The organism is Ramlibacter sp. WS9, from assembly GCF_003797765.1.
In the GTDB taxonomy this organism is placed as follows: Bacteria; Pseudomonadota; Gammaproteobacteria; order Burkholderiales; family Burkholderiaceae_C; genus Ramlibacter.
In genome coordinates, this window is record NZ_RKMB01000012.1 from 33,731 (window position 1) to 58,165 (window position 24,435).

General features: G+C 67.6%; 22 protein-coding genes. 19 read left to right on the forward strand and 3 right to left on the reverse strand.

Features of this window, described 5'->3' with window-relative positions; genetic code table 11:
- Positions 1-13 precede the first annotated feature (13 nt).
- On the forward strand, positions 14-610 hold the full coding sequence (locus EEB15_RS18180; protein WP_141511291.1) for a 2OG-Fe(II) oxygenase: 597 nt from the start codon (positions 14-16) through the stop codon (positions 608-610).
- Between the two features lie 136 nt (positions 611-746).
- On the opposite strand, the gene ruvC is transcribed toward EEB15_RS18180, so the two are convergent.
- Genes ruvC through EEB15_RS18195 form a run of 3 tightly spaced genes read right to left on the reverse strand, consistent with a single transcriptional unit; the run spans position 747 to position 2,903 of the window.
- The gene (gene ruvC / locus EEB15_RS18185; protein ID WP_141511292.1) at positions 747-1,295 is read right to left on the reverse strand and encodes a crossover junction endodeoxyribonuclease RuvC; all 549 of its coding nucleotides are present in this window, start codon (positions 1,293-1,295) and stop codon (positions 747-749) included.
- Between the two features lie 5 nt (positions 1,296-1,300).
- Positions 1,301-2,287: a phosphatidate cytidylyltransferase gene (locus EEB15_RS18190; RefSeq protein ID WP_141511293.1), complete on the reverse strand. Its 987-nt coding sequence runs from the start codon at positions 2,285-2,287 to the stop codon at positions 1,301-1,303.
- A gap of 4 nt (positions 2,288-2,291) precedes the next feature.
- Positions 2,292-2,903 carry a 1-acyl-sn-glycerol-3-phosphate acyltransferase gene (locus tag EEB15_RS18195; protein ID WP_141511294.1) on the reverse strand — a complete coding sequence of 204 codons (612 nt, stop codon included), beginning with the start codon at positions 2,901-2,903 and terminating at the stop codon, positions 2,292-2,294.
- Positions 2,904-3,046: 143 nt separating this feature from the next.
- On the opposite strand from EEB15_RS18195, the gene EEB15_RS18200 reads away from it, so the two are divergent.
- The 18 genes from EEB15_RS18200 (at position 3,047) to EEB15_RS18280 (ending at position 24,434) form a co-directional block, all read left to right on the forward strand.
- Positions 3,047-3,835 carry a sensor histidine kinase gene (locus EEB15_RS18200; RefSeq protein ID WP_158290162.1) on the forward strand — a complete coding sequence of 263 codons (789 nt, stop codon included), beginning with the start codon at positions 3,047-3,049 and terminating at the stop codon, positions 3,833-3,835.
- Positions 3,832-4,515: a response regulator transcription factor gene (locus tag EEB15_RS18205; protein WP_141511296.1), complete on the forward strand. Its 684-nt coding sequence runs from the start codon at positions 3,832-3,834 to the stop codon at positions 4,513-4,515. Before EEB15_RS18200 ends, EEB15_RS18205 begins: the two co-directional genes overlap by 4 nt.
- Positions 4,516-4,595: 80 nt before the next feature.
- Positions 4,596-4,973, forward strand: a complete 378-nt coding sequence (locus EEB15_RS18210; RefSeq protein WP_158290163.1) for a response regulator transcription factor — start codon at positions 4,596-4,598, stop codon at positions 4,971-4,973.
- 70 nt (positions 4,974-5,043) lie between these two features.
- On the forward strand, positions 5,044-5,616 hold the full coding sequence (locus EEB15_RS18215; RefSeq protein WP_158290164.1) for a DUF4255 domain-containing protein: 573 nt from the start codon (positions 5,044-5,046) through the stop codon (positions 5,614-5,616).
- The gene (locus tag EEB15_RS18220) at positions 5,613-6,497 is read left to right on the forward strand and encodes a hypothetical protein (protein ID WP_141511299.1); all 885 of its coding nucleotides are present in this window, start codon (positions 5,613-5,615) and stop codon (positions 6,495-6,497) included. The genes EEB15_RS18215 and EEB15_RS18220 overlap by 4 nt, the downstream gene beginning before the upstream one ends.
- A 28-nt stretch (positions 6,498-6,525) precedes the next feature.
- Positions 6,526-8,235 (forward strand): phage tail sheath C-terminal domain-containing protein, encoded by a 1,710-nt coding sequence (locus tag EEB15_RS18225; RefSeq protein WP_141511300.1) that lies wholly within the window; start codon positions 6,526-6,528, stop codon positions 8,233-8,235.
- Positions 8,236-8,277: 42 nt separating this feature from the next.
- A complete protein-coding gene (locus EEB15_RS18230) occupies positions 8,278-8,736 on the forward strand; it encodes a phage tail protein (protein ID WP_141511301.1) in 459 nt (152 codons plus the stop codon).
- A gap of 10 nt (positions 8,737-8,746) precedes the next feature.
- Positions 8,747-9,208, forward strand: coding sequence for a phage tail protein (locus tag EEB15_RS18235; protein ID WP_141511302.1), 462 nt, complete (start codon positions 8,747-8,749; stop codon positions 9,206-9,208).
- A 3-nt stretch (positions 9,209-9,211) separates the two neighbouring features.
- Entirely contained in the window at positions 9,212-9,382 is a 171-nt protein-coding gene (locus EEB15_RS33725) for a DUF5908 family protein (RefSeq protein ID WP_158290165.1), read from the forward strand.
- A 12-nt stretch (positions 9,383-9,394) separates the two neighbouring features.
- The gene (locus EEB15_RS18240; protein ID WP_141511303.1) at positions 9,395-10,096 is read left to right on the forward strand and encodes a peptidoglycan-binding protein; all 702 of its coding nucleotides are present in this window, start codon (positions 9,395-9,397) and stop codon (positions 10,094-10,096) included.
- 3 nt (positions 10,097-10,099) lie between these two features.
- Complete coding sequence (gene vgrG, locus EEB15_RS18245; protein ID WP_141511304.1) at positions 10,100-11,890, forward strand: type VI secretion system tip protein VgrG; 1,791 nt, start codon at positions 10,100-10,102, stop codon at positions 11,888-11,890.
- Between the two features lie 15 nt (positions 11,891-11,905).
- On the forward strand, positions 11,906-12,205 hold the full coding sequence (locus EEB15_RS18250) for a PAAR domain-containing protein (RefSeq protein WP_141511305.1): 300 nt from the start codon (positions 11,906-11,908) through the stop codon (positions 12,203-12,205).
- Positions 12,206-12,209: 4 nt separating this feature from the next.
- Positions 12,210-12,698 (forward strand): GPW/gp25 family protein, encoded by a 489-nt coding sequence (locus EEB15_RS18255; protein ID WP_141511306.1) that lies wholly within the window; start codon positions 12,210-12,212, stop codon positions 12,696-12,698.
- Positions 12,695-16,312, forward strand: a complete 3,618-nt coding sequence (locus tag EEB15_RS18260; protein ID WP_141511307.1) for a hypothetical protein — start codon at positions 12,695-12,697, stop codon at positions 16,310-16,312. The genes EEB15_RS18255 and EEB15_RS18260 overlap by 4 nt, the downstream gene beginning before the upstream one ends.
- A complete protein-coding gene (locus EEB15_RS18265; RefSeq protein WP_141511308.1) occupies positions 16,309-17,151 on the forward strand; it encodes a hypothetical protein in 843 nt (280 codons plus the stop codon). Before EEB15_RS18260 ends, EEB15_RS18265 begins: the two co-directional genes overlap by 4 nt.
- Positions 17,148-19,634 carry a hypothetical protein gene (locus EEB15_RS18270; RefSeq protein WP_141511309.1) on the forward strand — a complete coding sequence of 829 codons (2,487 nt, stop codon included), beginning with the start codon at positions 17,148-17,150 and terminating at the stop codon, positions 19,632-19,634. Before EEB15_RS18265 ends, EEB15_RS18270 begins: the two co-directional genes overlap by 4 nt.
- On the forward strand, positions 19,631-23,080 hold the full coding sequence (locus tag EEB15_RS18275) for a contractile injection system tape measure protein (RefSeq protein WP_141511310.1): 3,450 nt from the start codon (positions 19,631-19,633) through the stop codon (positions 23,078-23,080). The genes EEB15_RS18270 and EEB15_RS18275 overlap by 4 nt, the downstream gene beginning before the upstream one ends.
- Positions 23,064-24,434: an ATP-binding protein gene (locus EEB15_RS18280; protein WP_141511311.1), complete on the forward strand. Its 1,371-nt coding sequence runs from the start codon at positions 23,064-23,066 to the stop codon at positions 24,432-24,434. Before EEB15_RS18275 ends, EEB15_RS18280 begins: the two co-directional genes overlap by 17 nt.
- Position 24,435: the final 1 nt, after the last annotated feature.

A 24,435-nucleotide genomic window follows, 5' to 3' on the forward strand; every position in this document is an offset into this window, starting at 1 on the left:
GCACCGGCGTGCGATGAGCCCGGACGCAGCCGCATTCGACCTCTACCGGGACGGGGCGTTTTTCGATGAACGGCAGTGCGGTGCGCTGCTCGCTGAACTTCGCGTCGCGCCCGCTGCCGCAGCGACCGTCTACGGCCGCGGCCAGGCAGGGGCAGTCGACGAGCGGGTGCGCAAGGTCGCACGCCTCGCCCCCTCGCCCGAAACCGTGGCCCGCGTCACGCAACGCCTCCACGATGCGCGCGACGCGGTCGCGGCCCACTTCGGCGTGGCCCTCACCACTTGCGAAGATCCGCAGTTCCTGCGCTACCGCGAAGGCGACTTCTTCGTCGCCCACCAGGACGGCAACACCGGCATGCTGTTGTCTGACACCGAGCAGTCGCGCAAGATTTCGGTGGTGATTTTTCTCAGCCACCAATCCGAAACGCCGCGGCCCGGAACCCATGGCGGCGGTGCGCTCGTCTTCACCGAATGGCGCCCAGGCCACAAGTCCGGGCGCTACAGCCTTTCCGCGGAAGCCGGGATGCTGGTCGCGTTCACGGCGGACACGACCCACGAAGTGATGCCGGTGGCCTGGGGCGACAGGTACTCGATCGTGAGCTGGTACGCCTGAAGGCCACGGCGGCGCCATTCCCATGTCGCTGATGTATCGCAAGCCGCATGCGGCACTGGAGTCCCAACTATGACGCATCCCGTTCGCCTGTACTTCGACGCGGCATCGATGCCGGCGCGACAGCCGGGCGCAACGGTCAGTAAGTCCGCCCGCCCTTGAACATCCCGCTGGTCTTGCGTGCCGTACCTGTGGCCTCAGCGATCCGCGCCATGGCCGCACCCGCATGCGCGTGCGTGATGGCCAGTCCCAATGCGTCGGCGGCGTCCTTGCCAGGCAGGCCGGGCAGTTTCAACAGGCGCTTCACCATCTCCTGAACCTGCCCCTTGGCCGCCTTGCCATGGCCTGCGATGGCCTTCTTCATCTGCAGCGCCGTGTATTCCGCGACAGCGAGGTCGCAAGCCACCAGCGCTGTCACGCAGGCACCCCGCGCCTGCCCTAGTAACAGCGTGGCCTGCGGGTTGACGTTGACGAAGACGATTTCCACGGCGGCGCAATCGGGTTGGTAGCGCGCCTTCACCTCGGCGATGCCGTCGAACAGCACTTTGAGCCGCGCAGGCAAGTTGCCCCGATCCAGGTGCGTGGTGGTGATGGTTCCGCTGGCCACGTAGGTCAGTGCATGGCCGGCCATGTCGACCACGCCAAAACCGGTGGTCTGGAGGCCAGGGTCGATGCCGAGAATGCGCATGATCGTCAGGCCCCGAAATACCAGCGTGCCGAATGAAAGAAGATCGGTGCGGCAAAGCACAGGGCGTCCACACGATCCAGCAACCCGTTCGCGCCGGTGACCGACATCCCACGCTGGCCCCAGGCCGTGACGCCGCGATCGCGCTTGAGCGCCTTCATGACCAGGTGTCCCAACGAGCCGGCGGCGCAGGCGATGAATGCCATCACCAGCGCCTGCCCGGGCTTGAACGGCGTGATGAACGAGAGCACGCCGCCGGCGAAGCTGCCGACGACCATCCCCACCATCCAGCTGTACCAGTTGAAGCTCTTGCTGACCTCGGGTGCGCTCGGTGGACGCTTCAGCCGCCGCGTGACCAGGTGCTGCACCAGCATGCAGGTCTGCACCACCATGACCAGGAAGAACACCATGAAGGCGCCCTTGCCCTCGTAGTTCCGGAAGTCCAGCAGCAGCACCGCGGGCACGTGGCTCATGCCGTAGATGCACACCATGATGCCCCACTGCAGCTTGGCATTGCGCTCCAGGAAGCGCTGCGAGTCGCCGGCGAGCGCGCTCACCACGGGAATCGCCAGGAAGACGTAGACCGGGATGAACACGGTGAACAGGTCGAAATGCTCGGCGCGGACCAGCCAGAACTGGATCGGCAGCACGACGAAGAACGCGAGCACCAGGCTGCGGTGGTCGCCGCGCCGCGTCGGCGACAGGGTGATGAACTCGCGCAGCGCGAAGAAGGCGATCAGCGCGAACAGCAGCGTCGCCACCGTGTCGCCCAGGGCCCAGGCCATCCAGAACACGACCACCATGAACCACGACGTGCCCAGCAGCTTTCTGAAATTCTTCAGCTCGGCGTGCCAGGCCTCATCGTGCGCGTCGGCATTCTCGCGGAACGTGAGCAGGAACGCCGTCACGCTCACGGCGATAAGGATGCCGAAGACGATGATGAAGAGCGCAGCCACCTGCTGGCTGGGCGTGAGGCTGCGAAGGAAATGGTTCATGCGATCAGACTTCCCGCAGCGCGATCACGGCCTGCCGCGCGCGGTCGAGAAAAGGCCGGCGCTCTTCCCCGGGCTCCACCTGGATCGGCGTGCCGAAGGTGACGGAGCACAGGATCGGCACCGGCACCACTTCGCCCTTGGGCATCACGCGCTGGATGTTGTCGATCCACGCCGGCACCAGCACGACATGGGGAAACTTCTGCGCCAGGCTGTACAGGCCGGACTTGAAGGACTGCGGTTCCTCGGCGTTGCCGCGGGTGCCTTCGGGAAAGATGATGATCGAGTCGCCCCGTTCCAGTGCATCGGCCAGCGGCTGCAGCGGGTCTTCGTCGCCCTTGCGTTCCCGGTCCACATAGACCGCGTTGAACACCGCCGTCGTGATCCATTGGCGAAACGGGGTCTTCGTCCAGTAGTCTTTGGCCGCGATCGGCCGGGTGATGCTGCGCAGTTCTTCCGGCAGCGCGGCCCACATCATCACCAGGTCGGCATGGCTCTGGTGGTTGGCGAAGTAGATCCGTTGTTCCGCTTTCGGCGGGCAGCCGTACCAGCGGGCCTGGGCACCGGTCAGCGTCCGGATCAACCCGAGGAGGAACAGGCTCATGAGCTTGGCAAGCATGGCTGGATGATATGCGGGCGCGGGAAGGCGGCTGGGGAGGCGGGCAACCAGGGGGGCGACAAGCTGATGGCTTTTTGCTACGCTACGCGTCGAATGCAAGATCCGGGGGCCTTGACCCACCGGGCACAGCGGAGGAATCAGCTTTGTCATGTCTCAATCCGGCAGCGGCCGCTTCGACGCCCGCGCGCTTGCATGTCCCCGAACGCCTCCCGGCGGGGCGCCCCGCCGCAGGCTTGCGGCCGCAGGGGCACCATTCCGACGAGCAGCTGCGCACGCTCGCGTACGAGGTGACGCTGGCCGAGGCGCGCGAGCGGGAGCGCATCGCCACAGGGCTGCATGACGACATCGGCCAGGTCCTGGCGATCGTCGGCCTGAAGCTGGGGGAACTGGGCGAATCGGCCGACCCCGCAGCGCGTGCCGAGCTGGTCGGCGAATTGCGCGGCCTGGTGCAACAGGCGTCCCGCGCGACGCGCACCGCCACCTTCGAGCTCAGTTGTCCTGTGCTGCACCAGCTGGGGCTGCAGGCCGCCATCGAAAGTCTGGCCCCGCGGGCCAAGGCGGCCAACAACCTCGACCTGGTGGTCAGCGGCTCGCTGCCGCCTCTCAACCTGCCCGACCAGGTGCTGGCGGTCGTCTTTCGCGTGGTGCGCGAGCTGGTTGCCAACGTCGGGCGGCACGCGCGGGCCGGCACGGCGCGGGTACAGCTGTATGCCACGGCAGACAGGCTGAGCGTGGCCGTGGCCGATGACGGCGCCGGCTTCGACACGGCACGATCGCGAATCGGCTTCGGGCCGGAAGGCGGCTACGGCTTGTTCAGCGCCGAGGCGCAGGTCCAGGCGATCGGCGGCCGCCTGGACATCGAATCGGCGCCCGGCCGCGGCACGCGCGCGACCATCCTGCTGCCACTGGCGAATGGGGAGAAACACGAATGACCATCCGAATCGTGATCGCCGACGATCACCGCATCATGCGCGACGGGCTGGTGGCCCTGCTGCGCGGCCAACCCGATTTCGAAGTGGTGGGTGAAGCCCCCGACGGCGCCGAACTTGCCCGGCTGACGCGAAAGCTGAAGCCCGACATCGCGGTGACCGATCTGTCGATGGCCGGCCTGAACGGGCTGGAGGCCATACGCCGCATTCGCGCCGACGAACCGGGGGTCAAGCTGCTCTGCCTCTCGGTGCACGCGGAAAGCCGGCTCGTACTGGCCGTGCTGGACGCGGGCGCCTCGGGCTATGTGCTCAAGGAATGCTCGTTCGAGGAGCTGGTCCAGGCCATCCGCCAGGTGGTTGCGGGGCAGGTCTATCTGAGCGCACAGTTGGTGGGCGTCGTGGTGCAGGAGTATCGAGCCCGCGTGACCGGCGGCGCGCCGCAGGACAGCGCTTCGGTGCTGACGCCGCGCGAGCGCGAGCTGGTGCAGCTTTTCTCGGAAGGGTATTCCACCAACGCGATCGCCGAGCGCCTGTATGTCAGTGCCAAGACGGTCGCGACCCACCGGCAACACATCCTGCAGAAGCTGCGCATCGGCAGCATGGCCGAACTCACGCGCTATGCGCTGCGCGAGGGACTGAGCTCGCTTGACAGCGGCGGAGCCTCGGCGCTGCCCGCGGCCTGAGGCGAACTTCGGCATTCGTTACCGCCAATCTCAGCCTTTGACCGATGGCGGCTGCGGGGCTGCCCGCGCATGCTGCGCAGGTGAGCATTCGAATCGCTTTGGTCGACGACCACACGCAGTTCCGCAACTACCTGGCCGACGTTCTGTCGCGGCAACCCGGCCTCTCGGTCGTGATGCAAGCGGCGGACGGCGTGGCCGCGGCCCATGCGCTGAACGCGCTGCCGCCCGGCGGGCTTCCCGACGTGGTGCTGATGGACGTCGACATGCCGCGCGGCGGCGGCATCGCCGCCACCCGAAGGATCGCCCGCGAACACGTGGGCCTGCGCATCATCGCGCTTTCCATGCACGACGACCCGCGCCTGTGCGACGCCATGCGCGAGGCGGGTGCCTGTGCCCATGTTCTCAAGAGCGAGCCTCTTCCGGTGCTGCTGGCCGCCGTTCGCGGAAGTGCGATCTAGGATGTTTGGAAGCCCAATCTCAGCAATTTGCCGATTAACCGGACGGATGAGGCTGGCTATCGTCGGCCCCATGATCGATGTCGCCATCAGCCACGTTGCCGCGCAGTTGAACCAGTCGCTGCGCAGCCGGTTCGGCGTGGCGGAGGATCTGGTCGCCATTTCCAGCTTGCTGGAGCAGGACGGCAGCGTCGTTCCCGAAGTGGCCAACAAGGTGGTCGCTTTCCTGGTGAACGTGGAGCGTGAGACCATGCCCTATCGCGTGGGCGCGCCTCACGGCGGGCCGGCGCGTTCGGTCGTCACCAACGCGCCGGTCTACCTGAACCTGCTGGTGATGTTCGCCGCCAACTTCGGTGGGCGCAACTATGCCGAAGCGCTGAAATTCCTTTCGGGCACCATCGGGTTTTTCCAGGCCCGGCCGGCTTTCGACCCCCAGAGCAGCCCGGGGCTCGATCCGCGCATCGACAAGCTGACGCTGGAGATCGAGAACCTCAACACAGCGGACCTGAGCAACCTGTGGGGCATCCTCGGCGGCAAGTACCTGCCGTCGATCCTCTACCGCATGCGCATGGTGACCATCGACGAAGGCCGGGTCACGGGCCAGGACACGCCGATTCTGCGGCCGCAAGCCGCCGTCATGCCATGAGCACGGCGGCCGGTTTCCTTCCCTTCTTCAGCGTGGCGGTCGAACACGGCTACTTTGCCGACGGCCATTGCCCGGTGCTCCAGTGGCAGCCCACGCCGGCCACTGCGAGCTTGCTGGAGCGGGCCGGATGCCGGACCGCCCGGTCGCGAGGCGGCCTTGCCGTGTATGCGGACGAGGCCCGGTTGCCTGCGCTGCGGGCTTTCCTGCGCGACGAGCGGGACCCGTTTCGCCTCACGTACCGGCTGCTCTCGCACGACAGCCAGTTCGAAAGCTATACCGGCGGTGCCCCGTCCGAGCCGGACCGCGTCCTGCTCCTCACCAGCGCCGCAGCCGTGGCCGACGACACTGGTGATGACGCCGTTACCTGGCGCCTGCATCCCGATCCCGAAGTGGGTTCTGCGCAATACCTGCCGCGCACGGACGAACGCGTCGCCGCCGTGCTGGCGCCGCATGAAAGACTGATGCGCCCTGCGCCTGTGGTGCAACTGGCGTTCGGCCCCGGCGACGCGCCGGGCCAGGAGCCGGCCCCCGCGCAGCAGCAGGGCAAACGGTTTCGCATCCGCTTCGCCGCGCGCGCGACGCTGTGGAAATATTTTCTGTTCGGGCCGTGGAGCGCTTCCGGGGTGGAAGTGGTGGATCTCGCGCGGCAAGTCGCTTTCGGCGCCCCCGGGCCCGAGAGCCTTCCCGATGGCCGTGCGGCGGTGACGGTGAGGTCCTCGGGCCCCATCGTGCTGCAGCAGCGGCCGACGCAGCGCTTTCAGCTGCGAAGCCGCGAAGAAGGCCAGGACGCGGCCGTCCTGATCGATCGCCTGCCCTTTGCCTCGCCCGGAAGTCTCGGCGGCAGTGAAGGCGGTGTTCCCGTTTCGGAAATCTACGTGTGACAGCTCAATCGTTTGACAGGAGGAAGTGATGGGTAACATGAAGACACCAGGCGTCTATATCCTGGAGAAGAATGCCTTCCCGAACTCGGTGGTCGAAGTGGCCACCGCGGTGCCCGCCTTCATCGGCTACACCGAGAGGGCCGTGAACAGCGGCCTGGACCTCACCAACAAGCCGTGGCGGATCACCTCCATGGCGGAGTACCACCAGTACTTCGGGTACGGCCCCTTGCAGCCGTCGGAGGGTGCGCCCTACACCAGCTTCAAGCTGGAAAAGATCGCGCCGCCGGCGGCCGACGGGACCCCGGGCGCCACACCCGCACCGACGTCCGCGCCCGCCGACGGCAAGCCGGTGTTCAAGCCCTTCGCCCAGCGCGACACCGTCTCGCTGAATGTCGGCGGCGACAAGTACACGCTCACCCAGAACGGCGGGTTCTACCTGCTGTACCTGAGCATGCTGCACTTCTTCCAGAACGGCGGCGGGCCCTGCTATGTGGTGTCCACCGGCGGCTATTCGCGCGATGCGGGCATCCAGATCGACGGCTCGAAGTTCACGGCGGCGCTCGACGAGCTCACCAAGGAACTCGAGCCCACCATGATCGTCATGCCCGAAGCCGTCCTGCTCAGCGACGCGGAGTGTGCCAAGGTGCAGGTCGCGGCGCTGATGCACTGCGGCAACGTCATGAAGAACCGCGTGGCCATCCTCGACGTGTGGGAGGGCTACCAGGAGCGCAACGCGCCGGCCAACGTCATCGACAACTTCCGCAACGCGCTCGGCAGCAACTACCTTGCCTTCGGCGCGGCCTACTACCCTTGGGTCAACACCGCGATCGTGCAGGACCGCGACCTGAGTTACGTCAACCTCACGCCCGACGATGACGACGGCAACCGCGCCGTGTTGACTACCGCGCTCAAGGGCGAGTCGGCGCGCAGCCTGCTCGGCCCGAAGGCGGCGACGTATTACTCCAGCAAGGCCGACTTCAAGCGGCCGGACCAGATCCCGAAGGAAGATCAGGCCGCGGTGTCCCGCTTCGACCAGGTCGCCAAGCAGATCGACTCGGTTCCCGCCGCGAAGGGCGTGGAAATGGGGCTCCTGGCCCGCAGCCTGGCCACCCTCAGCCCGTTCTACAACGCCATCATGGGCGAGATGGCCAAGCGCCTGAACGTGATGCCGCCCAGCCCCGCGATGGCCGGCATCTACACGATGGTCGACAACGCGCGCGGCGTCTGGAAGGCGCCGGCCAACGTCAGCCTGAACAGCGTCGTCTCGCCGACGGTGCCGATCTCCAGCGAACAGCAGGAAGACCTGAACGTCACGCCGCAGGGCAAGTCGATCAACGCGATACGCAGCTTCAAGGGCGAAGGCACGCTGGTGTGGGGCGCGCGCACGCTGGACGGCAACAGCCTCGACTGGCGCTACATCAACGTGCGCCGCACGATGATCATGCTGGAGGAGTCGGTGCGCCTGGCCGCCAAGGCCATGGTGTTCGAGCCCAATGTGGCCAACACCTGGGTCACGATGAAAAGCATGATCTCCAACTTCCTCACCGGCATCTGGAAGCGCGGCGGGCTCGCCGGCGCGGTGCCGGAGGACGCGTTCAGCGTGCACGTCGGCCTGGGCGAGACCATGACGCCCGAGGACATCCTCGAAGGCATCTTGCGCGTCACGGTGCTGGTGGCCATCAGCCGCCCGGCGGAATTCATCGAGATCACCTTCCAGCAGCAGATGCAGAAGTCGTGACCGGCAAAACATCAGGACTCAATCAACTTGCGGAGGTGAAAAATGGCAGATGACGGATCAGCACAATCGACATCGGTCTGGCCCATCCCGAAGTTCCGCTTCGAGGTGAAGTGGGATTCGGCGGTGATGTCGTTCCAGGAAGTCTCGGGCCTCGACGTGGAAGCCCAGCCCATCGAGTACCGCAGCGGCGACAGCAAGGCCTTCTCGGTGGTCAAGATGCCGGGCATCAAGAAGTACAGCAACGTCACCATGAAGAAGGGCGTGTTCAAGTCGGACAACAAGTTCTGGGACTGGTTCAACGAGATCAAGATGAACACGATCAAGCGAAAACCGGTGACCATCAGCCTGCTCGACCAGGACGGCAAGCCCACGATGGTCTGGACGCTCACCAACGCCTGGCCGACCAAGGTGACCGGCACCGACCTCAAGGCCGAGGGGAACGAGGTCGCGGTGGAAACCATCGAGATCGCACACGAAGGGCTGACCATCGCCAACGCCTGACGAGCCGTCCATGCCCATTGCCGCCAGCGTCTATCCGCCCGTTGCTTTCTCCTTCTGCGTGACGTTCGGCACGCAGCCGGCGGACGGCGACGCGGCGTTCAATGAGGTGGGCGGCATCGGTCCCGAGTTCGAGACCGAGGCCTTGCCCGAAGGCGGGGAGAACCGCTACACCCTGCAGGTGCCCAAGGCCGTGCGCTATCCCAAGCTCACGCTCAAGCGCGGCATCGCGCCGTTGGAGTCGAGGCTGGTGTCGTGGTGCAAGGCGGCGCTGGAGGGCGGGCTGGTCAAGCCGATCTATCCCAAGATGCTGCACGTGTTCCTGCTGGACGAGAAGGGCGAGGCGCTGCGCGCCTGGTCGTTCCAGAACGCGTGGCCGGTGCGCTGGGAGGTGGGGCCGTTCCAGGCGACGCGCAACGAAGTCGCGATGGAAAAGATCGAATTGAGCTACGCGTATTCCGTTCGGGAAGTCTAGAAGATGACCATAGAAGTACGCCAGATGGTGATCAAGTCGTCCGTCGGGGACGAGCACGCCCCGGCCCCGGCCGACGCGCCGCGCGCGCCGGACCTGCGGCAGTTCCGCGAGGAGCTGTTGGCCGAGTGCGAAGCGCTGCTGGAGTCCAAGCTGCGCGACATGGCCGAGCGATAGCGCAAGTCCTCCATGGCTACCTCCGCAACCGCCGGCCAGAAGACCCAGATGACGCTGACGCGCTACACCGTCAGCCCGGGCGGGTCGATCGCGATCAACAGCGCGGTCACGTTCACGGCGATGGTCAATCCGGCCGAAGTGACGCACGAGCACTCCATCAGCTACAACATGCGGCCCATCCTGGGGCAGCTGGGCTCCGACGCGAAGTTCAGCGCGATCAACCCGGACAGGTTGCGCTTCTCGATCGTGCTGGACGGCACCGGTGTCGTGCCACCCGCGACGCCGACGGGCGCGCCCAAGGACGTCAAGACCTCCCTGCTGGAGCTCAACCAGGTCGTCTACACCTATGTGAGCGACAAGCACGAGCCCAGCCACGTGCGCGTGCTGTGGGGTTCGTTGATCTTCTTCGGCCGCATGGCTTCGATGACCACGAAGTACACCCTGTTCAAGCCGAGCGGCGAGCCGCTGCGCGCCAAGGTGGACATGCAAGTGGTCGGCACGATGAGCAAGAAGGAGAACGAGCTGGTGTCCAACCGCTCGTCGCCGGACCTGAGCCATTCCGTGCTGGTGGTGGAGGGCGATACGCTGCCGCTGCTGTGCCATCGCATCTACAGCGATTCGTCCTACTACCCCGAGGTCGCCCGCTTCAACAACCTGAGCGACTTCCGGCGGCTCACGCCGGGGATGCGCCTGCACTTTCCGCCGTTGGGGTAGGCCATGGCTCCTTCGCCGAACGTCTCCGCCGAAGGCGTGATGCGGATCACGGTGTCCAGCAATGGCACCAAGCTGCCCGAAACCGTGGGCCTGGTGTCGGTCACCGTCAGCCGGGCGGCCAATGCGATCCCCTTCGCACGCCTGGTCGTGGCCGACGGCGACATGGCGGCGCAGCTGTTTCCGGTGGGCGACGGCGAACTGTTCAAACCCGGCAGCGCGATCACCATCAAGGCCGGCTACCAGGACGAGGAGTCCACCATCTTCGAAGGCATCGTGGTGCGCCAGGGCCTGAAGATCACCGGGCAGAACTTTTCGCGCCTGGTCATCGAATGCCGCGACAAGGCCGCCGTGATGACGGTGGGGCGCAAGAACGCCAACTACGTCGACCAGAAGGACAGCGACATCCTTTCGACGCTGTTCTCCGACGCCGGCCTCGCCACCGACATCGGCGCCACGGCCCTGCAGCACAAGGAGCTGGTGCAGTACTACTGCACCGATTGGGACTTCGCGATTGCCCGGGCAGAAGCCAACGGCATGCTGGTGGTGGTGACCGACGGCAAGGCCGTGGTCAAGGTGCCCGACATGAGCGCCGCCTCGGCACTCAGTGTCACCTACGGCATCGACCTCATCGAGTTCGACGCCGACATCGACGCGCGTTCGCAGCTCGCTTCCGCGCAGGGCTTTGCCTGGGATCCGAAGACGCAGGCCACGATTCAAGGGACGGCGGCCACTCCTCCATCGCTCAACAAACAGGGCGACCTGAAGGGCAGTGATCTGGCCAAGGTGCTGGGCGTGGAAACGTACCGGCTGCAGACGCCCGCGCCCCTGGAGTCCGCCAGCCTGAAGACCTGGGCCGACGCGCAGCAGTTGAAGGCGGGGCTGGCGCGCGTGCGGGGGCGGATGAAATTCCAGGGCAGTGCGCTGGCCCAGGTGGGCGGGCTGATCGACCTCGCGGGCGTGGGCACACGCTTCTCGGGCTCGGTCTTCGTCACCGCCGTCGATCATGAACTGACCGACGGAAACTGGTGGACGCAAGTCGAGTTCGGCATGTCGCCGATGTGGTTCACCCAGCGCGCCGACGTGCAAGGGCCCTCGGCCGCCGGGCTGCTGCCGGGCGTGGAAGGCCTGCAGATCGGCGTCGTGATGAAGCTCGACGCCGACCCGGAGGGCGAGCAGCGCGTGCAGGTGTCCGTTCCCGTCATGCAGGCCGAGACCGACGGCGTGTGGGCCCGGCTCGCGCAACTGCATGCCTCGGACGGCTTCGGCACCTTCTTCGTGCCCGAGATCGGCGACGAGGTGCTGCTCGGCTACCTGAACAACGACCCGTCCTATCCCGTCATCCTGGGCAGCGTCTACAGCAGCAAGCGCAAGCCGCCCTACGAGCTCACGGCGCAGAACAACATCAAGGCCGTCGTCACGCGCTGCAAGTCGAAGATCGAGTTCAACGAAGAGGACAAGATCATCACCGTGCTCACGCCCGCCGGCAACACCATCGTGCTGAGCGACAAGGACAAGTCCATCCTCATGAAGGACCAGAACAACAACAAGGTGGAGCTCAATCCCTCGGGCATCACGCTGGACAGCCCCAAGGATATCCTGGTCACCGCCAAGGGAACGATCACGCTCGACGCCGTGGGCGCGGTGACCGTCACCTCCAAGTCGAACGTCAAGACCTCGGGCCTGAACGTGGACTGTGTAGCCCAGGTTGGCTTCTCCGCCAAGGGCGCCGCCACCGCCGAACTCTCCGCCACCGGCCAGACCACTGTCAAGGGCGCCCTGGTCATGATCAATTGAACGCGAGGACGAACCATGCCGCCCGCCGCCCGCATCACCGACATGCACGTGTGCCCGATGGTCACACCCGGCCTGCCGCCCGTTCCGCACGTGGGCGGGCCGGTGATAGGCCCATGCGTGCCCACGGTGTTGATCGGCATGCTGCCCGCGGCGGTGATCGGCGACAACTGTGTGTGCGTCGGCCCGCCGGACAGCATCATCATGGGGTCGACGACGGTGCTGATCGGCGGCAAGCCGGCGGCGCGGATGGGCGACAGCACGGCGCACGGCGGCTCCATCGTGATGGGCCTGCCCACCGTCCTGATCGGCGGATGATGCGATGACCGTGCAGGACGTGCAGCTCGCCAGGGTCGGAGAGGAAGACCGCAGCTTTCTCGGCACGGGCTGGAGTTTCCCGCCCGCCTTCGAGCGCCTGCGCCGCGGGGCTGCGGCGCAGGAAGGGCATGAGTTTCGCGCGGCGCTGGTCTCGGCCGAGCGGGACATCGAACAGAGCCTGCGCATCCTGCTGGCCACCAACCCTGGCGAACGCGTGATGCAGCCGGCCTATGGCTGCGGCATCAAGCGCATGGTCTTCGAGCAACTCAACGAGAGCAAGCTCACCGAGATCCGCCACCTGGTCGAACAGGCCATCCTGTTCTTCGAGCCGCGCATCACCGTCAACGCGGTCGTGCTGGACACTTCCGAGCTGCTGGAAGGGGTTCTGCCGATCCACATCGACTACACGGTGCGCACCACCAACAGCCGCACCAACATCGTCTTTCCGCTGTACCTGCGCGAAGGCACGGGCGTGGGGCCGGGGGCAGCATGAGCGGTGGAACCGAACAGCGCGAACGCCTGCCCTCTGCGCTGGACGGCGGCTACTTCCGCGTGGACGAAACCCGGTTCGAGCAATTGGCCGCCGCCAGCGCGCGGCTTGCCGCGCACCTGCGCTTGCACGAGGTGGACGAGCAGGGCAGCAGCGCGCATGCCACCTGGGCCGACTTCTTCCGTGCGGACGAGCTCCTCGTCATGGCCATGATGCTGGACTACGATCCCCAGCCGGCGCAGGACACGTTGTTCGGCGATTTCGGCGCCACGTCGTCCATCCGCCTTGCGGCCGAGACCGTCCGCCTGGCTTCGGTGATCGACCGCTGGCTGCAAACGCTGCGCGCCATCGACGCGCCGGGCGCGCACACGCTGGCCGGCGCCATTTCCGCGCTGATCGAAAAGCAGCTGGCCGGCGAGCTGCAGTGGGTGGCGCGCCATGCGCTGGCGCCCGGCTGGCGCGGCGACATCAAGGGTTACGAGCTGCAGCGCCTCGATGCTTCGTGGTTCGACGCCCGGGCGTCGGCGCCGCCCGAGCGCGGGCGCACGGGGCGCGACGGCCTGCGTTCGCGGTTTTTTGCTTTCAAGGACGGCGTCGCGCGCATCCAGGGCCTCGTGCGCGAGCAGCTGGCCGCCACCCGCACCAGCCAGCGGCATGACCCGGCGGCCGGGCTGTTCATCGCTTTCCTGGAGCTGTTCGGCACGGTGCAGGAGCGGGTCAACCGGTTCACCGCGCGCCACACCGATTTTTACTATCACGATGTGTTGGACATGCGCCCGCGCCGCGCGCGGCCCGACCGTATCCACGTCGTCTGCGAACCCGTGGCCGGCGCCTCGCTGGATGTGCTGCTCGCGCGGGGCACCGCTTTTGCGGCAGGCTTCGACGCGAACCGGCAGCCGATCGAGTTCCTCGCCGAATCGGATCTGGCCGTCACCGACATCAAGGTCGCCGCGCTGCGCACCGTGCGTCTGGCAACCGCCAACATGGTGCTGGGTGACGACCGCACCGCCTACCCGGTCAAGCGCGTGCGCGTCGACGCGCCCATGCCGGCGGCGGATGCGCCCGCGGGCTCGGCGCAGCGCTACTGGCCGCTGTTCGGCGGCGCGCAGGCGCATGGCACGGAGACAGTCGTTGACGGCGAGCTGGGCCTCGCGGTGGCGAGCCCGCTACTTTGGTTGAAGGAAGGGCAGCGTGACATCGCGGTCCGCCTCGTTTTTCGTGCCCTGCAAACGCCGGGCCACGAGGCCAGCGAGCTTTGGTCGCGCATGGGCGACGCGGACGACCGCGTGCGCTGGCAGCTCGAACGCGCGCTGCCCGAGCTGTTCGCCATCAGCCTCACCACGGCAACCGGCTGGTACGAGGCGACCGAGGCCTTCGTCAGCCGCCCGGGCGAGCCGGTCGGCGCGGCGCTGGATTGCCTGGAGATCACGGTGAGGCTCGGCCCCGACGCTCCGGCCATCACCGGCTGCGCCGCGGCGTTGCACGGTGCCCAGTGGAACACTGGCCAGCCCCTGATGTGCATCCGCGTGCGCCAGCAGGCCGCGCTGTGCGCCTATTCGCTGCTCGAGAACAAGGAGCTGCTCGAGGTGGAGGTCGACGTGCGTGTCCGGGGTGCGAGGGACATCACGCTGGGCAACAACGCCGGCCGGCTCGATCCGTCCAAGCCCTTCATGCCCTTCGGCCCCCTGCCCGCCAAAGGCTCCTACCTGGTGTTCGGCTCGGCCGAAGCCGCGCGCAAACCGCTGACGGGCCTGCGCCTGCATGTGGACTGGAGCGGCTTGCCGCAGGAGCTGGGTGGTTTTCCCGAGTACTACGACGGCTACGACTCCGAATTCACGAACGCGGGTTTTCGCGGCGCGGTATCGGTGCTTCAGGACGGCGAGTGGCGGACCGCACCGGACGGCGCCACCGGCCAGTCGCTCTTCACGCAGCGGCCGGGCGGCCGCCTGGAGAGCTGCAGCGTGATCGAGGTCAGCCCCTCGGCACTGCGCGCCCATTTCAAGCCGGCGGCGATGGGTACGGACGGTTTCGCTTATGACCTTACCAGCCGCAACGGTTTCTTCCGGCTGGAACTGCGCAAGCCCGATGCGGCCTTCGGCCACGCGGAGTATTCGCAAGTGCTCACGCGCGTCGTCTCGGCGAATGCCAGGCGCAAGAAGCCGCTGGCGTTGCCGCGCCCCCCGTACACGCCCACCATCGAGCGCGCGACACTCGACTACGAAGCGCGGGCCCGCATTCACTTGCACCAGCAGGATGCGGCAGCGCCCGTGTTCCACCTTCATCCGTTCGGCGTGGAGCAGCTGCGGTCCGCGGGCCGGGCCACGCCCATCACCTTGCTGCCCGCCTGGCCGCAGGACGGCAACCTCTACATCGGCCTGTCGGGCGAAGCGGTCCAGGGGGGCTTGAGCCTGCTGTTCGAATTGCGCAGCGAGTCGGCTGTTCCGCGGGCGCGCCGCAGCGCCAAGCTCCATTGGGCCTATCTCGCGTCCAACCGGTGGTGCGAACTCGCGGCCGCCCAGGTGCTGGGCGACAGTACCGACGGTTTCCTCACCTCCGGAATCGTCAGGCTGGACATTCCGGGCGCCATCGACCGCAACAACACCGTGATGCCCGCGCATCTCTACTGGCTGCGCCTTTCGGCGGACGCGGACTTCGACGCCTTCGCGGGCCTGTACAGCGTGCGCGCGCAGGCGCTGTCGGCAGTTCGCTCGGCCGCTTCCCCGATGCCGCTGGAGTACACGGTGCTGCCCGCCGGCAGCGTGACGGGGCCAGCCGCCTCGATTCCCGGCCTGGCACGGGTCACGCAGGTCGGCAACTCGTTCGGCATGCGGCCCGAGGAGAACCTGCAGCAGTTGCGGGTGCGCACCGGGGAAAGGCTCAAACACAAGAACCGCGCGCTGCTGCCGTGGGACTACGAGCGCCTGGTGCTCGAGCGCTTTCCCGCGGTGTTCAAGGTGCGCTGCTTTCCCAACCTTCGCTCACCCGATGCGATTCGCAGTCCCGGCGACGTGCTCGTCGTGGTGGTGCCGCAGCTGGGCTCGGTCGACCAGCTCAAGAACGTGCGCGGCCCCCGGCTGAACGCGGTGGAGCTGCTTCGCATCGCGGACTACCTGCGTGCCCTGGCGCCGCCCCAAGCCCGCATCGAGGTGCGCAACGCCAGCTACGAACTGATCCAGGTTCGATGCGCCATCGAGTGGGCGACCGGTGCGCACGCGGGCTACGGCATCCGGCGCCTGAACCAAGCCCTGTTCGACTACCTCTCGCCCTGGAACGACAACGGCTACCGCGCCAATTTCGAGTGGACCATCCGCCCCGAAGACCTGGAAGCGCGCATCCGCGAACTGGACTTCGTGCGCGGGGTGAGCCAGGTGTCCCTGCTGCACGTGGCTTCCAGCGACGACAACGTCTATTCGCTCGGTGACACGGCACGGCCCGGCATGCCGCAAGCCCGCTTCACGAACGGGCCGGTACGCTTTCGGTGGCCGTGGAGTATCGCGGTGCCGATGCGGCGGCACCTGATCGGATCCATCGAGGCGGCCGAGCCGACAGGGCCGGTGCCCACCGGCATCGACCGGCTGGAAATCGGCAACACCTTCGTGGTGGGGGCGGCGCGATGAACAACCGCGAGACGCTCAAGAAATACTTTGCCGCCGGCTCGCTGCCGACGCAAAAGCATTTCGAGGACCTGATCGAGTCCATGCTGAACATGCAGGACGAGGGCTTCCGGCGCTCGCCCGAGAACGGCGTCGAGATTTCCAAACTCAAGGATAAGGCCGCCTTCATCAGCTTCTACGGCACGCCCGATGCGAATTCGGCCGTGTGGTCGGTCGCCGCGGATGCGAGCCAGCGCCTGGTGTTCCGCCCGGGGCCGGCGTCGGGCAGCAATGAGCCGGTGCTCGCGCTGGGCGCCGCGCGCGTGGGCATCAACACCGCCAATCCCCAGCACGAACTCGACGTGGCTGGTGTCGTGCACATGAGGGGGCGCCTGGGTGGCTACGTGCCCAGGAACTTGCTGGACGCGCAGGGAAAGAAGACCGAGGCGGGCGTCGACGCCGACGGCCTGGTCGTCGCCGACGGTGAGTGGCACGACATCACCGGGCCGCTGCGTGGCTGCCATGCGTTCGAAGTCATGGCGGGTGCGGGCAACGAGAACAGCGGCCGCTACGGGATGCTGCATGCGGTGGCGATGAACGCGTTCAACCCCCGCCCCTGGCCCTTCGGGTTCCTGGACGGCAAACGGTCGGTCCGCTCGACCGACGCCTACTACGGAAAGCGCTGCGACAAGCTGAAGCTGCGCTGGTTCAACCTGAACGGCAAGTTCGGCAAGCACGCGGAGTATTGCTTGCAGATTCGCACCAACTGCGCCTATCCCGAGCAGGCCAACGGCAAGCCCACGCCGATCCGCTGCCACTTGACGCAGCTGTGGTTCGATTCAACGCAGGGCGCTGCGTCATGAAGGAAGCGCCGTTCATCGCGCGCCGGCCCAAGGAAGCCGAGCCCGACAGCTTCTGGGGCCTGCGGGCCCAGGGCATCGCCGCGACGCAAGACCTGAGCGGGCAGGTCTGGACCGACTACAACCTGCACGACCCCGGGGTCACCATCCTCGAACAGGTGTGCTACGCGCTCACCGATCTCGTGTTCCGCGCCGATCGCTCGGTGGCGGACCACCTGACCGGCCCCGAAGGCCACATCGATTTCGTTGGCCTGGCGCTGCATCCGCCCGAAGTGGTGTTCCCCTGCCGGCCCGTCACCGGCGAAGACCTGCGCCGGGTCCTTCTGGATCGGCTTGCCGATGTCGAAGATGCTGCCTGCACCCCCGTGGCCGGACAGGCGGCGAGCGGCTTGTGGCGAATCGAGCTGCGCCTGCGGGACGGCGCCGGCGAGCACGCGGACCATGCGAAGCACGATGCTCGCGCGCTGCTCCGCGCGAACCGCAACCTGTGCGAGGACATCGACGATCTGTGGGTGGTGCGGGAGTACCCGTGCGACCTGTTCGCCGAGATCGAGGTCGCCGGCGCGCGCGACCCGGTCGACGTCGTGGCGGACGTCTACTACGCCTGTGCCGGTCATTTGGCGCGGGGCAGCAGTTTCGTGTCGCTTGACGAGGCGCTCGCCGGCGGGCTTTCGCTGGAGGAAATTTTCGAGGGACCGCCGGTGCGGCACGGACTGCCGCGCGAAGCGTCGCCGGTGCAGCGAGGCGACCACTTGTTCATGAGCGAGTTGATCGCTTCGCTGCGCGCGATCGACGGCGTTGCCGATGTGAATCGGGTCGCGCTGTACCCGGAGGGCCAGGACGTGGCCAACATGCAGTCGGTGCTGCGCCGCGGCCCGGGCTGGGCGCTCCGGCTGCGTGTGCCCAGCAGCGAGGGCGGCCGCGCGGGTGTCGTGGTGACGCGCCGCGGCAGCACCGCCCGGTTGCCGGCCGGCGAAGTGCATGCCAAGTACGAAGACCTGCAGGCGAGCCGGCGAGCGCAGTTTCGCGGCGGTGACCACAGCGGCTTTGCACCGGCCCACCCGCGCGGGCGCCATCACGAGGCCACGCCCTACAGCGCGACGCAGGAGCAGTTTCCGGCGGCCTACGGGATCGGCCGCCACGGGCTCGGGTTGCAGGCCACGCCGCAGGAGAAAGCCTGGGCCTGGCAGCTGAAGGGCTACCTGGCGCTGTTCGACCAGGTGATCGCGCACAGCGCGGCGCAACTGGCGCACCTGCGCGACCTCTACGCCGTGGACAGCGCGCCGCGCCAGACGTATTGGTGGCAGATGCTGGACGACGAGAGCGTGCCCGGGATCACCGGCAAGCTGTACACCGCCCCGGCCCACGATATCGAGCACGGCGTCTATGGGCGCATGGACAACTTCTACGAGCGCAAGGGCCGCGTGCTGGACTACCTGCTGGCGCTTCACGGTGAAACCTACTCGCAAAACTCGTTGCGCCAGTTCGGCGGCTACTACACCGCGCACGAGCTGCAGGCTGTGCTGCACGAAAACAAGGCGCAGTTTGCCAGGCACATCATCGTGCTCGGGCGTGACCGCGCGGCGGCCTTCGACGACAGCCAGCCCTGCTGGAAGCACGAGGACAACGCCAGCGGGCTGCAGCAGCGCGCGAGCCTGCTGCTGGGGTTCCGGCATGGCCACGAGCGGCCGTTGGCCGGGCCCATGCACGGCCTGGGAGATGGCCGAGAATTTGGCTTGGTGAGCCGGGGGCCGCAGGCTCGGTCGCATTGGCACGGGGCGCACGAAAGGCTGCAGCGCCTGCCGCTGGACCGTGCGGACCTGGAACTGCCGCAGGCGAAAGAAGACCTCGGCCGGATGGCCGCAGTCGATGGTGCACACCTCGACGAGGCCCTGCTGCGCTGCGCCGCGCACCCGGACCGCTACTGGCTGGACGCGGCCATTCCCGGGCGGCATCACCTGGTGCTCGGCCCCGACGAGAACGGCGCCTACTGGAGCCTGGGCGATCACGACGACGCCGTTGCCGCGCGCCGCGCCGCGGGCTCCGTGCGCAACCTGATGCTGCGGATCAACCGCGAAAGCGAGGGCATGCACGTGGTGGAGCACCTGCTGCTGCGGCCGGTCGGCGCGAGCGCGTCGCACCAGATGGCGGACGTGGACGCCGAGTTCTGGCCGCAGCGGGTTACCGCGGTGTTCCCGCTGTGGCCCGCGCGCAGCCAGGAGCTGAACTTTCGAAAGCTCGCGGGTGAAACGGTGCAGCTCAATTGCCCGGCCCATGTCGACGCGCGCTGCCTGTGGCTTGACTTCCGCCGCATGGGCGAATTCGAGCGGCTGTACGAAGCATGGCTTGCCGCGCGCATGGCGTGGTGTCGCGGCGCGCTGGACGACGACAAGGCTCGCGTCCGGTTGAATCACGCGGCCGCCGAACTGGTGCAGAACCTGAGCGCGCACCATGCCGATCCGGGCTCGCAGGGGGTGGTCCAGTGAGCCGCGAACACGTCATCGAGACGCTGGAGTGGAACGTCGCGTTCTCCTCGGAAGAGGAAGCGTTTGAGTGGCAGCCGCGCCTGGTTCAGGCGGTTCGCGGGCCGGCCGTGGACACCATCGCATCCGTGTTCGACGAGCTCAACGCCGCCGGCGAAGTGCTGGTGCTGGACAGCCTGACCCTCGATCTGGGTCGCTTGGCCGCCAACGATTTCGAGGCGCAATTGGCCGAGCGCTTGCGCGCCTGTCTGCGGGATGCGCTGCTGAACGAGCTGGGTGCCCGGCGTGCCGGCGCGGTGGACGCGCCTGCGCCGCTGACGACCGATGTGAGCGAGGCGGAAACGCTCAGGCACTACCTTGCGCGCGGCTACCTGCCCTGGAGCGCGGGTGCGGGCATCGCCAGCCGGCTGGACGAGCTGGCCCGGCGTACCGTGCGCGATTCGGGCCCCGCGTTGGATCGATGGCTGGACAGCGCAGCGCCGCAGACGTCGCAGCGCTTGTTGCGCCTGTTGGCGGGCGAACTCGCGCAGGCGAGGTCGGGCCTGGAGTCCGCGATGATGTCGCAAGGGGCGCTCGACGCGCGCATGCCCCAGGCCTGGACGCTGCTGATGCGCTGGGACGCACAGTGGCTGGCGGAGCGCTTGCGCCTGCGGGGGCAGGCCGCGAACATGCGCCGGCGGATGGCCCACGCTTTTACCCACGAGATGCTGCTGGACCTGGTGGACCTGTTCGTGCCGACCGAGCGTGAATTCATCGCGGACGTCATGGACCAGCACGCGGTTTTTGAGCAGGCCCACGCGCCCGCGGCGCCGCCGAGTGACCTGCGTCCGCGGCTGTGGGAATTCACGCTCGCCTACCTGCTGGTGGAGCGGGGCAGCGACTTCAATCGACGTTCGTACATGGGCAGCCTCTTGCGGCAGGCCGCGCGGCATGAAGGCCTGGACTACGAACACTTGCTGCATGCGATGAGCCGCGCGCTGCGCGGGGTGGCCGCGCCCACCGCCCTGCAGCGGCAAATGCTGCAGTTGCTGGATGAACTGGCGCAGGACGAAGGCCGCCATGCGCCGGTGCGGGACCGCGAAGAGGCGGCAAGCCTTCAGCTCATCGCGCAGTACGACCGATACGGGCAAGCCGACGACGAGGCCGCACAGCGAAAGCTCGAGCAGTTTCGGGCGCTGCTGCAGGGCGCTCTGCTCGCGGACACGCCGCCGAGCGGCGCCTTGCACCACGCCTGGACGGAGCTGGTCCGGTGGGACGCGGCATGGCTGGTCGAGCAGGCCACCCTCCACGGGCAGGACGCCCAGGTGCGCCGGCGCATGGCACACGGTTTCGCGCAGGAGATGCTGCTGGAATTGACCGGCCTGCTGGCGCCCGGCGAGCGCGGCTTCGTGCAGGAGGTGTTGGGCCAGCCCACCCTGTTCGCGCGCGCCCAAGCCGAGGCGAAAGAGCAGGCCGCGCCGCCGGGCGAGTTGCGTCCGCGCCTGTGGGAATTCACGCTCGCGTACCTCTTGGTCGAGCGCGGCAGCGAGTTCAACCGCCGCTCCTACCTGGGCAGCATGTTGCGCCAGATGGCCCGGCACGGCGGCCTGAACTATGGCGAACTGCTGCGGTCGATGACGAACGTCCTGCGGGATGCAGCAGCGCCGACGGGTTTGCAACGGCAGATGCTGCTACTGCTCGAGGGGCTGGTGCGCGAGGACGAGGAAGCCGCGCCCGCGCGCGGCCCGGTGCCCGGCTCGGCCATCTGGATGCAGCGCGAACTGCCCGCCATTCGCTTCCGTTGGCAGGCCGCGTTGGCCACCGGTGAACTGCGCGGGGCGGCCGCCCACTTGGCCTGGAGCCATCTCGTCCGCCACGACGCGAACTGGCTGCTGCGGGAAACCCTGGTGCGCGCGCAGAGCGAGCCGCTTCGCCGCCGGATGGCGCGCGATCTGCCTGAGGAAGCGTTGATGGCGCTGGTGGCGCTGATGGTCCCCGGCGAGCGCGGTTTCATCGAGGCCGCGCTCTCCCAGTCGATGCAGCTTCATCGTGACAGCGTCGCGCCGGCCGGCATGGCCCGCGACATCCGCATCCAGCTTTGGGAATTCACGCTCACGTTCCTGGTGGTGGAGCGGGGCAGCGATTTCAACCGGCGCTCGTACATCGGCAGCCTGCTGCGCCAGATGGCCGCGCAAGAGGGCATGGACCTGGCCGAGCTGCTGGACGCGTTCGCCACCACCCTGCGCGCCATGGGCACCGCAGGCGAGTTGCAGCGCCAGATGCTGCGGTTGACCGCCGAGCTGTTGGGTCAGATCAGTCCCGCCGGAGCGAGCCGATCGGCGTTGGGGCCGCAGGCCGCGCGTTTCATGCAAGCGCTGCGAAGCACAAACACCCTGTCGCCAGCGCACGCCGAACAGCTCGGGCAAGACGTGCAGGCGCTGCTTGCGCATGGAGACTCCGGCGTACGGGGCGCGCTGGAAGAGGCGCTGCGCTCGCCCGAGTGCGCCGCGCGCCTGGCCGCGCTGCTGCCTGTGCGGTTGCTGACCCGCGTGATATGGCTGTTGCGGCGGGAACACCACCACGCGTTGCAGCGCGTCGCCGACCTGATCGCCGACGCCGCTGCTGCGGTGGGCACGCAGGCCCCGCGGGCGCGTGTCCAGTCATTGAAATGGCAGTTCATCCTTCGCTACCTGTTCGTCGAAGGCCGATCCTTCACGCTGGCCGACTTCGCGCGCCGCTTCACCGAATGGCTGGCGGGCCAGCTGCGCGTGCCGCAGCCGGCGCAGTGGCGGGCGAGTGTGGCCGCGCAAGCCGCGCGCGACAAACGCAGCGCGGGGCAGGCCGTGGGCCAAGCGGTGGCGGCTGCGCTGGTCGCCGCGCGGCCGGCCGCAGTCCCGACCCCGCCCAAGCCGGTGAGGCGCACGCCACCGGTTTCGCGCGCGTCGGCAACCTCCGATCCCGCGCAAGGCGAGCCGATCTATGTCGCCAACGCCGGCCTGGTGCTGTGCGAACCCTACCTGCCGCGCCTGTTCACGATGCTGGGCCTGACCGAGGGCGCCGCATTCCGCGATCCTGCCTGCGCGAGCAAGGCGGTGAACCTGCTGCAGTTCATCGCGACGGGCGTGGAGGAGTCCAGCGAGCATCAGCTGGTGTTGAACAAGCTGTTGTGCGGCCTTCCGCTCGCTGAGTCGGTGGATTGCGAATCCCTGCTCGAGGAGTCGGACAAGGCGACTGTGGACGGAATGCTCAAAGGCATGCTGGCGCACTGGAAAGCGCTGGGCGGCACGACGCCGGAGGGCCTGCGCGAAACCTTCCTGCAGCGCCAGGGCCGGCTCGTGCGCCAGGAAGAGCACTGGCACCTTCTGGTCGAGGCAGGCCCGTACGACATGCTGCTGGACCAGCTGCCCTGGGGCTTTTCCATGATCAAGTACCCGTGGATGGAAAGGATGATCCATGTGCAATGGCGCTGAAGCGCAAGCGGCGCACATGGCGGCCAATGCGGCGACGCTCGATCGCGAGCTCGTTTGGTTCGGCGAGGTCTTGCAGGCGCGCACCTGCCTGCACTTCGAACAGCCATGCGCCTGGTCGGCGGTCGACCAGATCGCGCCGCCGCAACTGGACGGCGACGAGTCGCCCTATGCGGCTGTCGTGCGCGAATGCGCCTTCGGCTTTGCCGAGCGCGTGCTGCTCGTGCTGGCGCTCATCCCGCACGTGCGGCCGCAAGCGCTGGACACGCTGTTCGTGCGCAACCGCAACCTGGACCGCAGCTTCACCGAGTTCGGCGGCTGGAAAGGGCGCACGCACGGCGGCTTCCTGCCCACGGGCGAGACCGCGGCTTTCGTGCTTGCCGGCGCCAACGTGGCCAAGCGGCTCGAGATGCTGGCGCTTTTCGAGCCGGAGCATGCATTCCAGCGCCGCAGCATCCTGCGGCTGGATCACGACGCGCCGGGCGAGCCGTTCCTTTCCGGATCGCTCTTCATCTCCACCGAGTACCTGCACCGCATGACGACGGGGGTGTGGCACAAGCCCGACTACAACGTGTCGTTTCCGGCGAAGCTCATCACCACGCGGCTGGGGTGGGGCGACCTGGTGCTGGGCCGCGACGTGCTGGCGGAGATCGCCGCCCTGCGCACGTGGGCCGACAAGGGCGCGACGCTGCTGGGCGACTGGCGGCTCGAGAAGTCCATCAAGCCGGGCTATCGCAGCCTCTTTTACGGCCCGCCGGGCACCGGCAAGACCTTGACGGCCACGCTGATCGGCCAGGCGGCGCAGCGGGATGTGTACCGCATCGACCTCTCGATGGTGGTGTCGAAGTTCATCGGCGAAACCGAGAAGAACCTCGCCAATGTCTTCGACCAGGCGCAGAACCGCCAATGGATCCTGTTCTTCGACGAGGCGGATGCGCTCTTCGGCAAGCGCACCAGCACGTCGAGTTCCAACGACCGCTATGCCAACCAGGAGGTGTCTTACCTGCTGCAGCGGGTCGAGGACTTCCCGGGCATCGTGATCCTGGCGACCAACCTGAAGGCCAACATCGACGACGCCTTCGCCCGTCGCTTCCAGTCGCTGGTGTATTTCCCCATGCCCGATGTTTCGCAGCGCCTGCGTTTGTGGCAGGGCATGCTGGGCGACACCGGCCGGGTCGGGCCCGACGTGGACTTCGGCGCGCTGGCGGCGGCGCACGAGCTTTCGGGCGGTGCGATCGCGAACGTGGTGCGGTACGGCGCGATCCATGCGCTGCAGGCGGGCCAGGAGACGATTTCCATGGCCGACTTGCGCAAGGGCATCAGCAAGGAATTGCGCAAAGAGGGAAGGACCGCGTAGG

Excerpts from the sequence above, each read along its gene's own strand:
- EEB15_RS18260 (WP_141511307.1), top strand. The coding sequence starts at position 12,695 with ATGAGCGGTGGAACCGAACAGCGCGAACGCCTGCCCTCTGCGCTGGAC.
- ruvC (WP_141511292.1), bottom strand. The coding sequence starts at position 1,295 with ATGCGCATTCTCGGCATCGACCCTGGCCTCCAGACCACCGGTTTTGGC.
- vgrG (WP_141511304.1), top strand. The coding sequence starts at position 10,100 with ATGGCTCCTTCGCCGAACGTCTCCGCCGAAGGCGTGATGCGGATCACG.
- EEB15_RS18235 (WP_141511302.1), top strand. The coding sequence starts at position 8,747 with ATGCCCATTGCCGCCAGCGTCTATCCGCCCGTTGCTTTCTCCTTCTGC.
- EEB15_RS18195 (WP_141511294.1), bottom strand. The coding sequence starts at position 2,903 with ATGCTTGCCAAGCTCATGAGCCTGTTCCTCCTCGGGTTGATCCGGACG.
- EEB15_RS18265 (WP_141511308.1), top strand. The coding sequence starts at position 16,309 with ATGAACAACCGCGAGACGCTCAAGAAATACTTTGCCGCCGGCTCGCTG.
- EEB15_RS33725 (WP_158290165.1), top strand. The coding sequence starts at position 9,212 with ATGACCATAGAAGTACGCCAGATGGTGATCAAGTCGTCCGTCGGGGAC.
- EEB15_RS18255 (WP_141511306.1), top strand. The coding sequence starts at position 12,210 with ATGACCGTGCAGGACGTGCAGCTCGCCAGGGTCGGAGAGGAAGACCGC.
- EEB15_RS18280 (WP_141511311.1), top strand. The coding sequence starts at position 23,064 with ATGTGCAATGGCGCTGAAGCGCAAGCGGCGCACATGGCGGCCAATGCG.
- EEB15_RS18205 (WP_141511296.1), top strand. The coding sequence starts at position 3,832 with ATGACCATCCGAATCGTGATCGCCGACGATCACCGCATCATGCGCGAC.
- EEB15_RS18240 (WP_141511303.1), top strand. The coding sequence starts at position 9,395 with ATGGCTACCTCCGCAACCGCCGGCCAGAAGACCCAGATGACGCTGACG.
- EEB15_RS18190 (WP_141511293.1), bottom strand. The coding sequence starts at position 2,287 with ATGAACCATTTCCTTCGCAGCCTCACGCCCAGCCAGCAGGTGGCTGCG.
- EEB15_RS18230 (WP_141511301.1), top strand. The coding sequence starts at position 8,278 with ATGGCAGATGACGGATCAGCACAATCGACATCGGTCTGGCCCATCCCG.
- EEB15_RS18220 (WP_141511299.1), top strand. The coding sequence starts at position 5,613 with ATGAGCACGGCGGCCGGTTTCCTTCCCTTCTTCAGCGTGGCGGTCGAA.
- EEB15_RS18225 (WP_141511300.1), top strand. The coding sequence starts at position 6,526 with ATGGGTAACATGAAGACACCAGGCGTCTATATCCTGGAGAAGAATGCC.
- EEB15_RS18215 (WP_158290164.1), top strand. The coding sequence starts at position 5,044 with ATGATCGATGTCGCCATCAGCCACGTTGCCGCGCAGTTGAACCAGTCG.
- EEB15_RS18250 (WP_141511305.1), top strand. The coding sequence starts at position 11,906 with ATGCCGCCCGCCGCCCGCATCACCGACATGCACGTGTGCCCGATGGTC.
- EEB15_RS18270 (WP_141511309.1), top strand. The coding sequence starts at position 17,148 with ATGAAGGAAGCGCCGTTCATCGCGCGCCGGCCCAAGGAAGCCGAGCCC.
- EEB15_RS18180 (WP_141511291.1), top strand. The coding sequence starts at position 14 with ATGAGCCCGGACGCAGCCGCATTCGACCTCTACCGGGACGGGGCGTTT.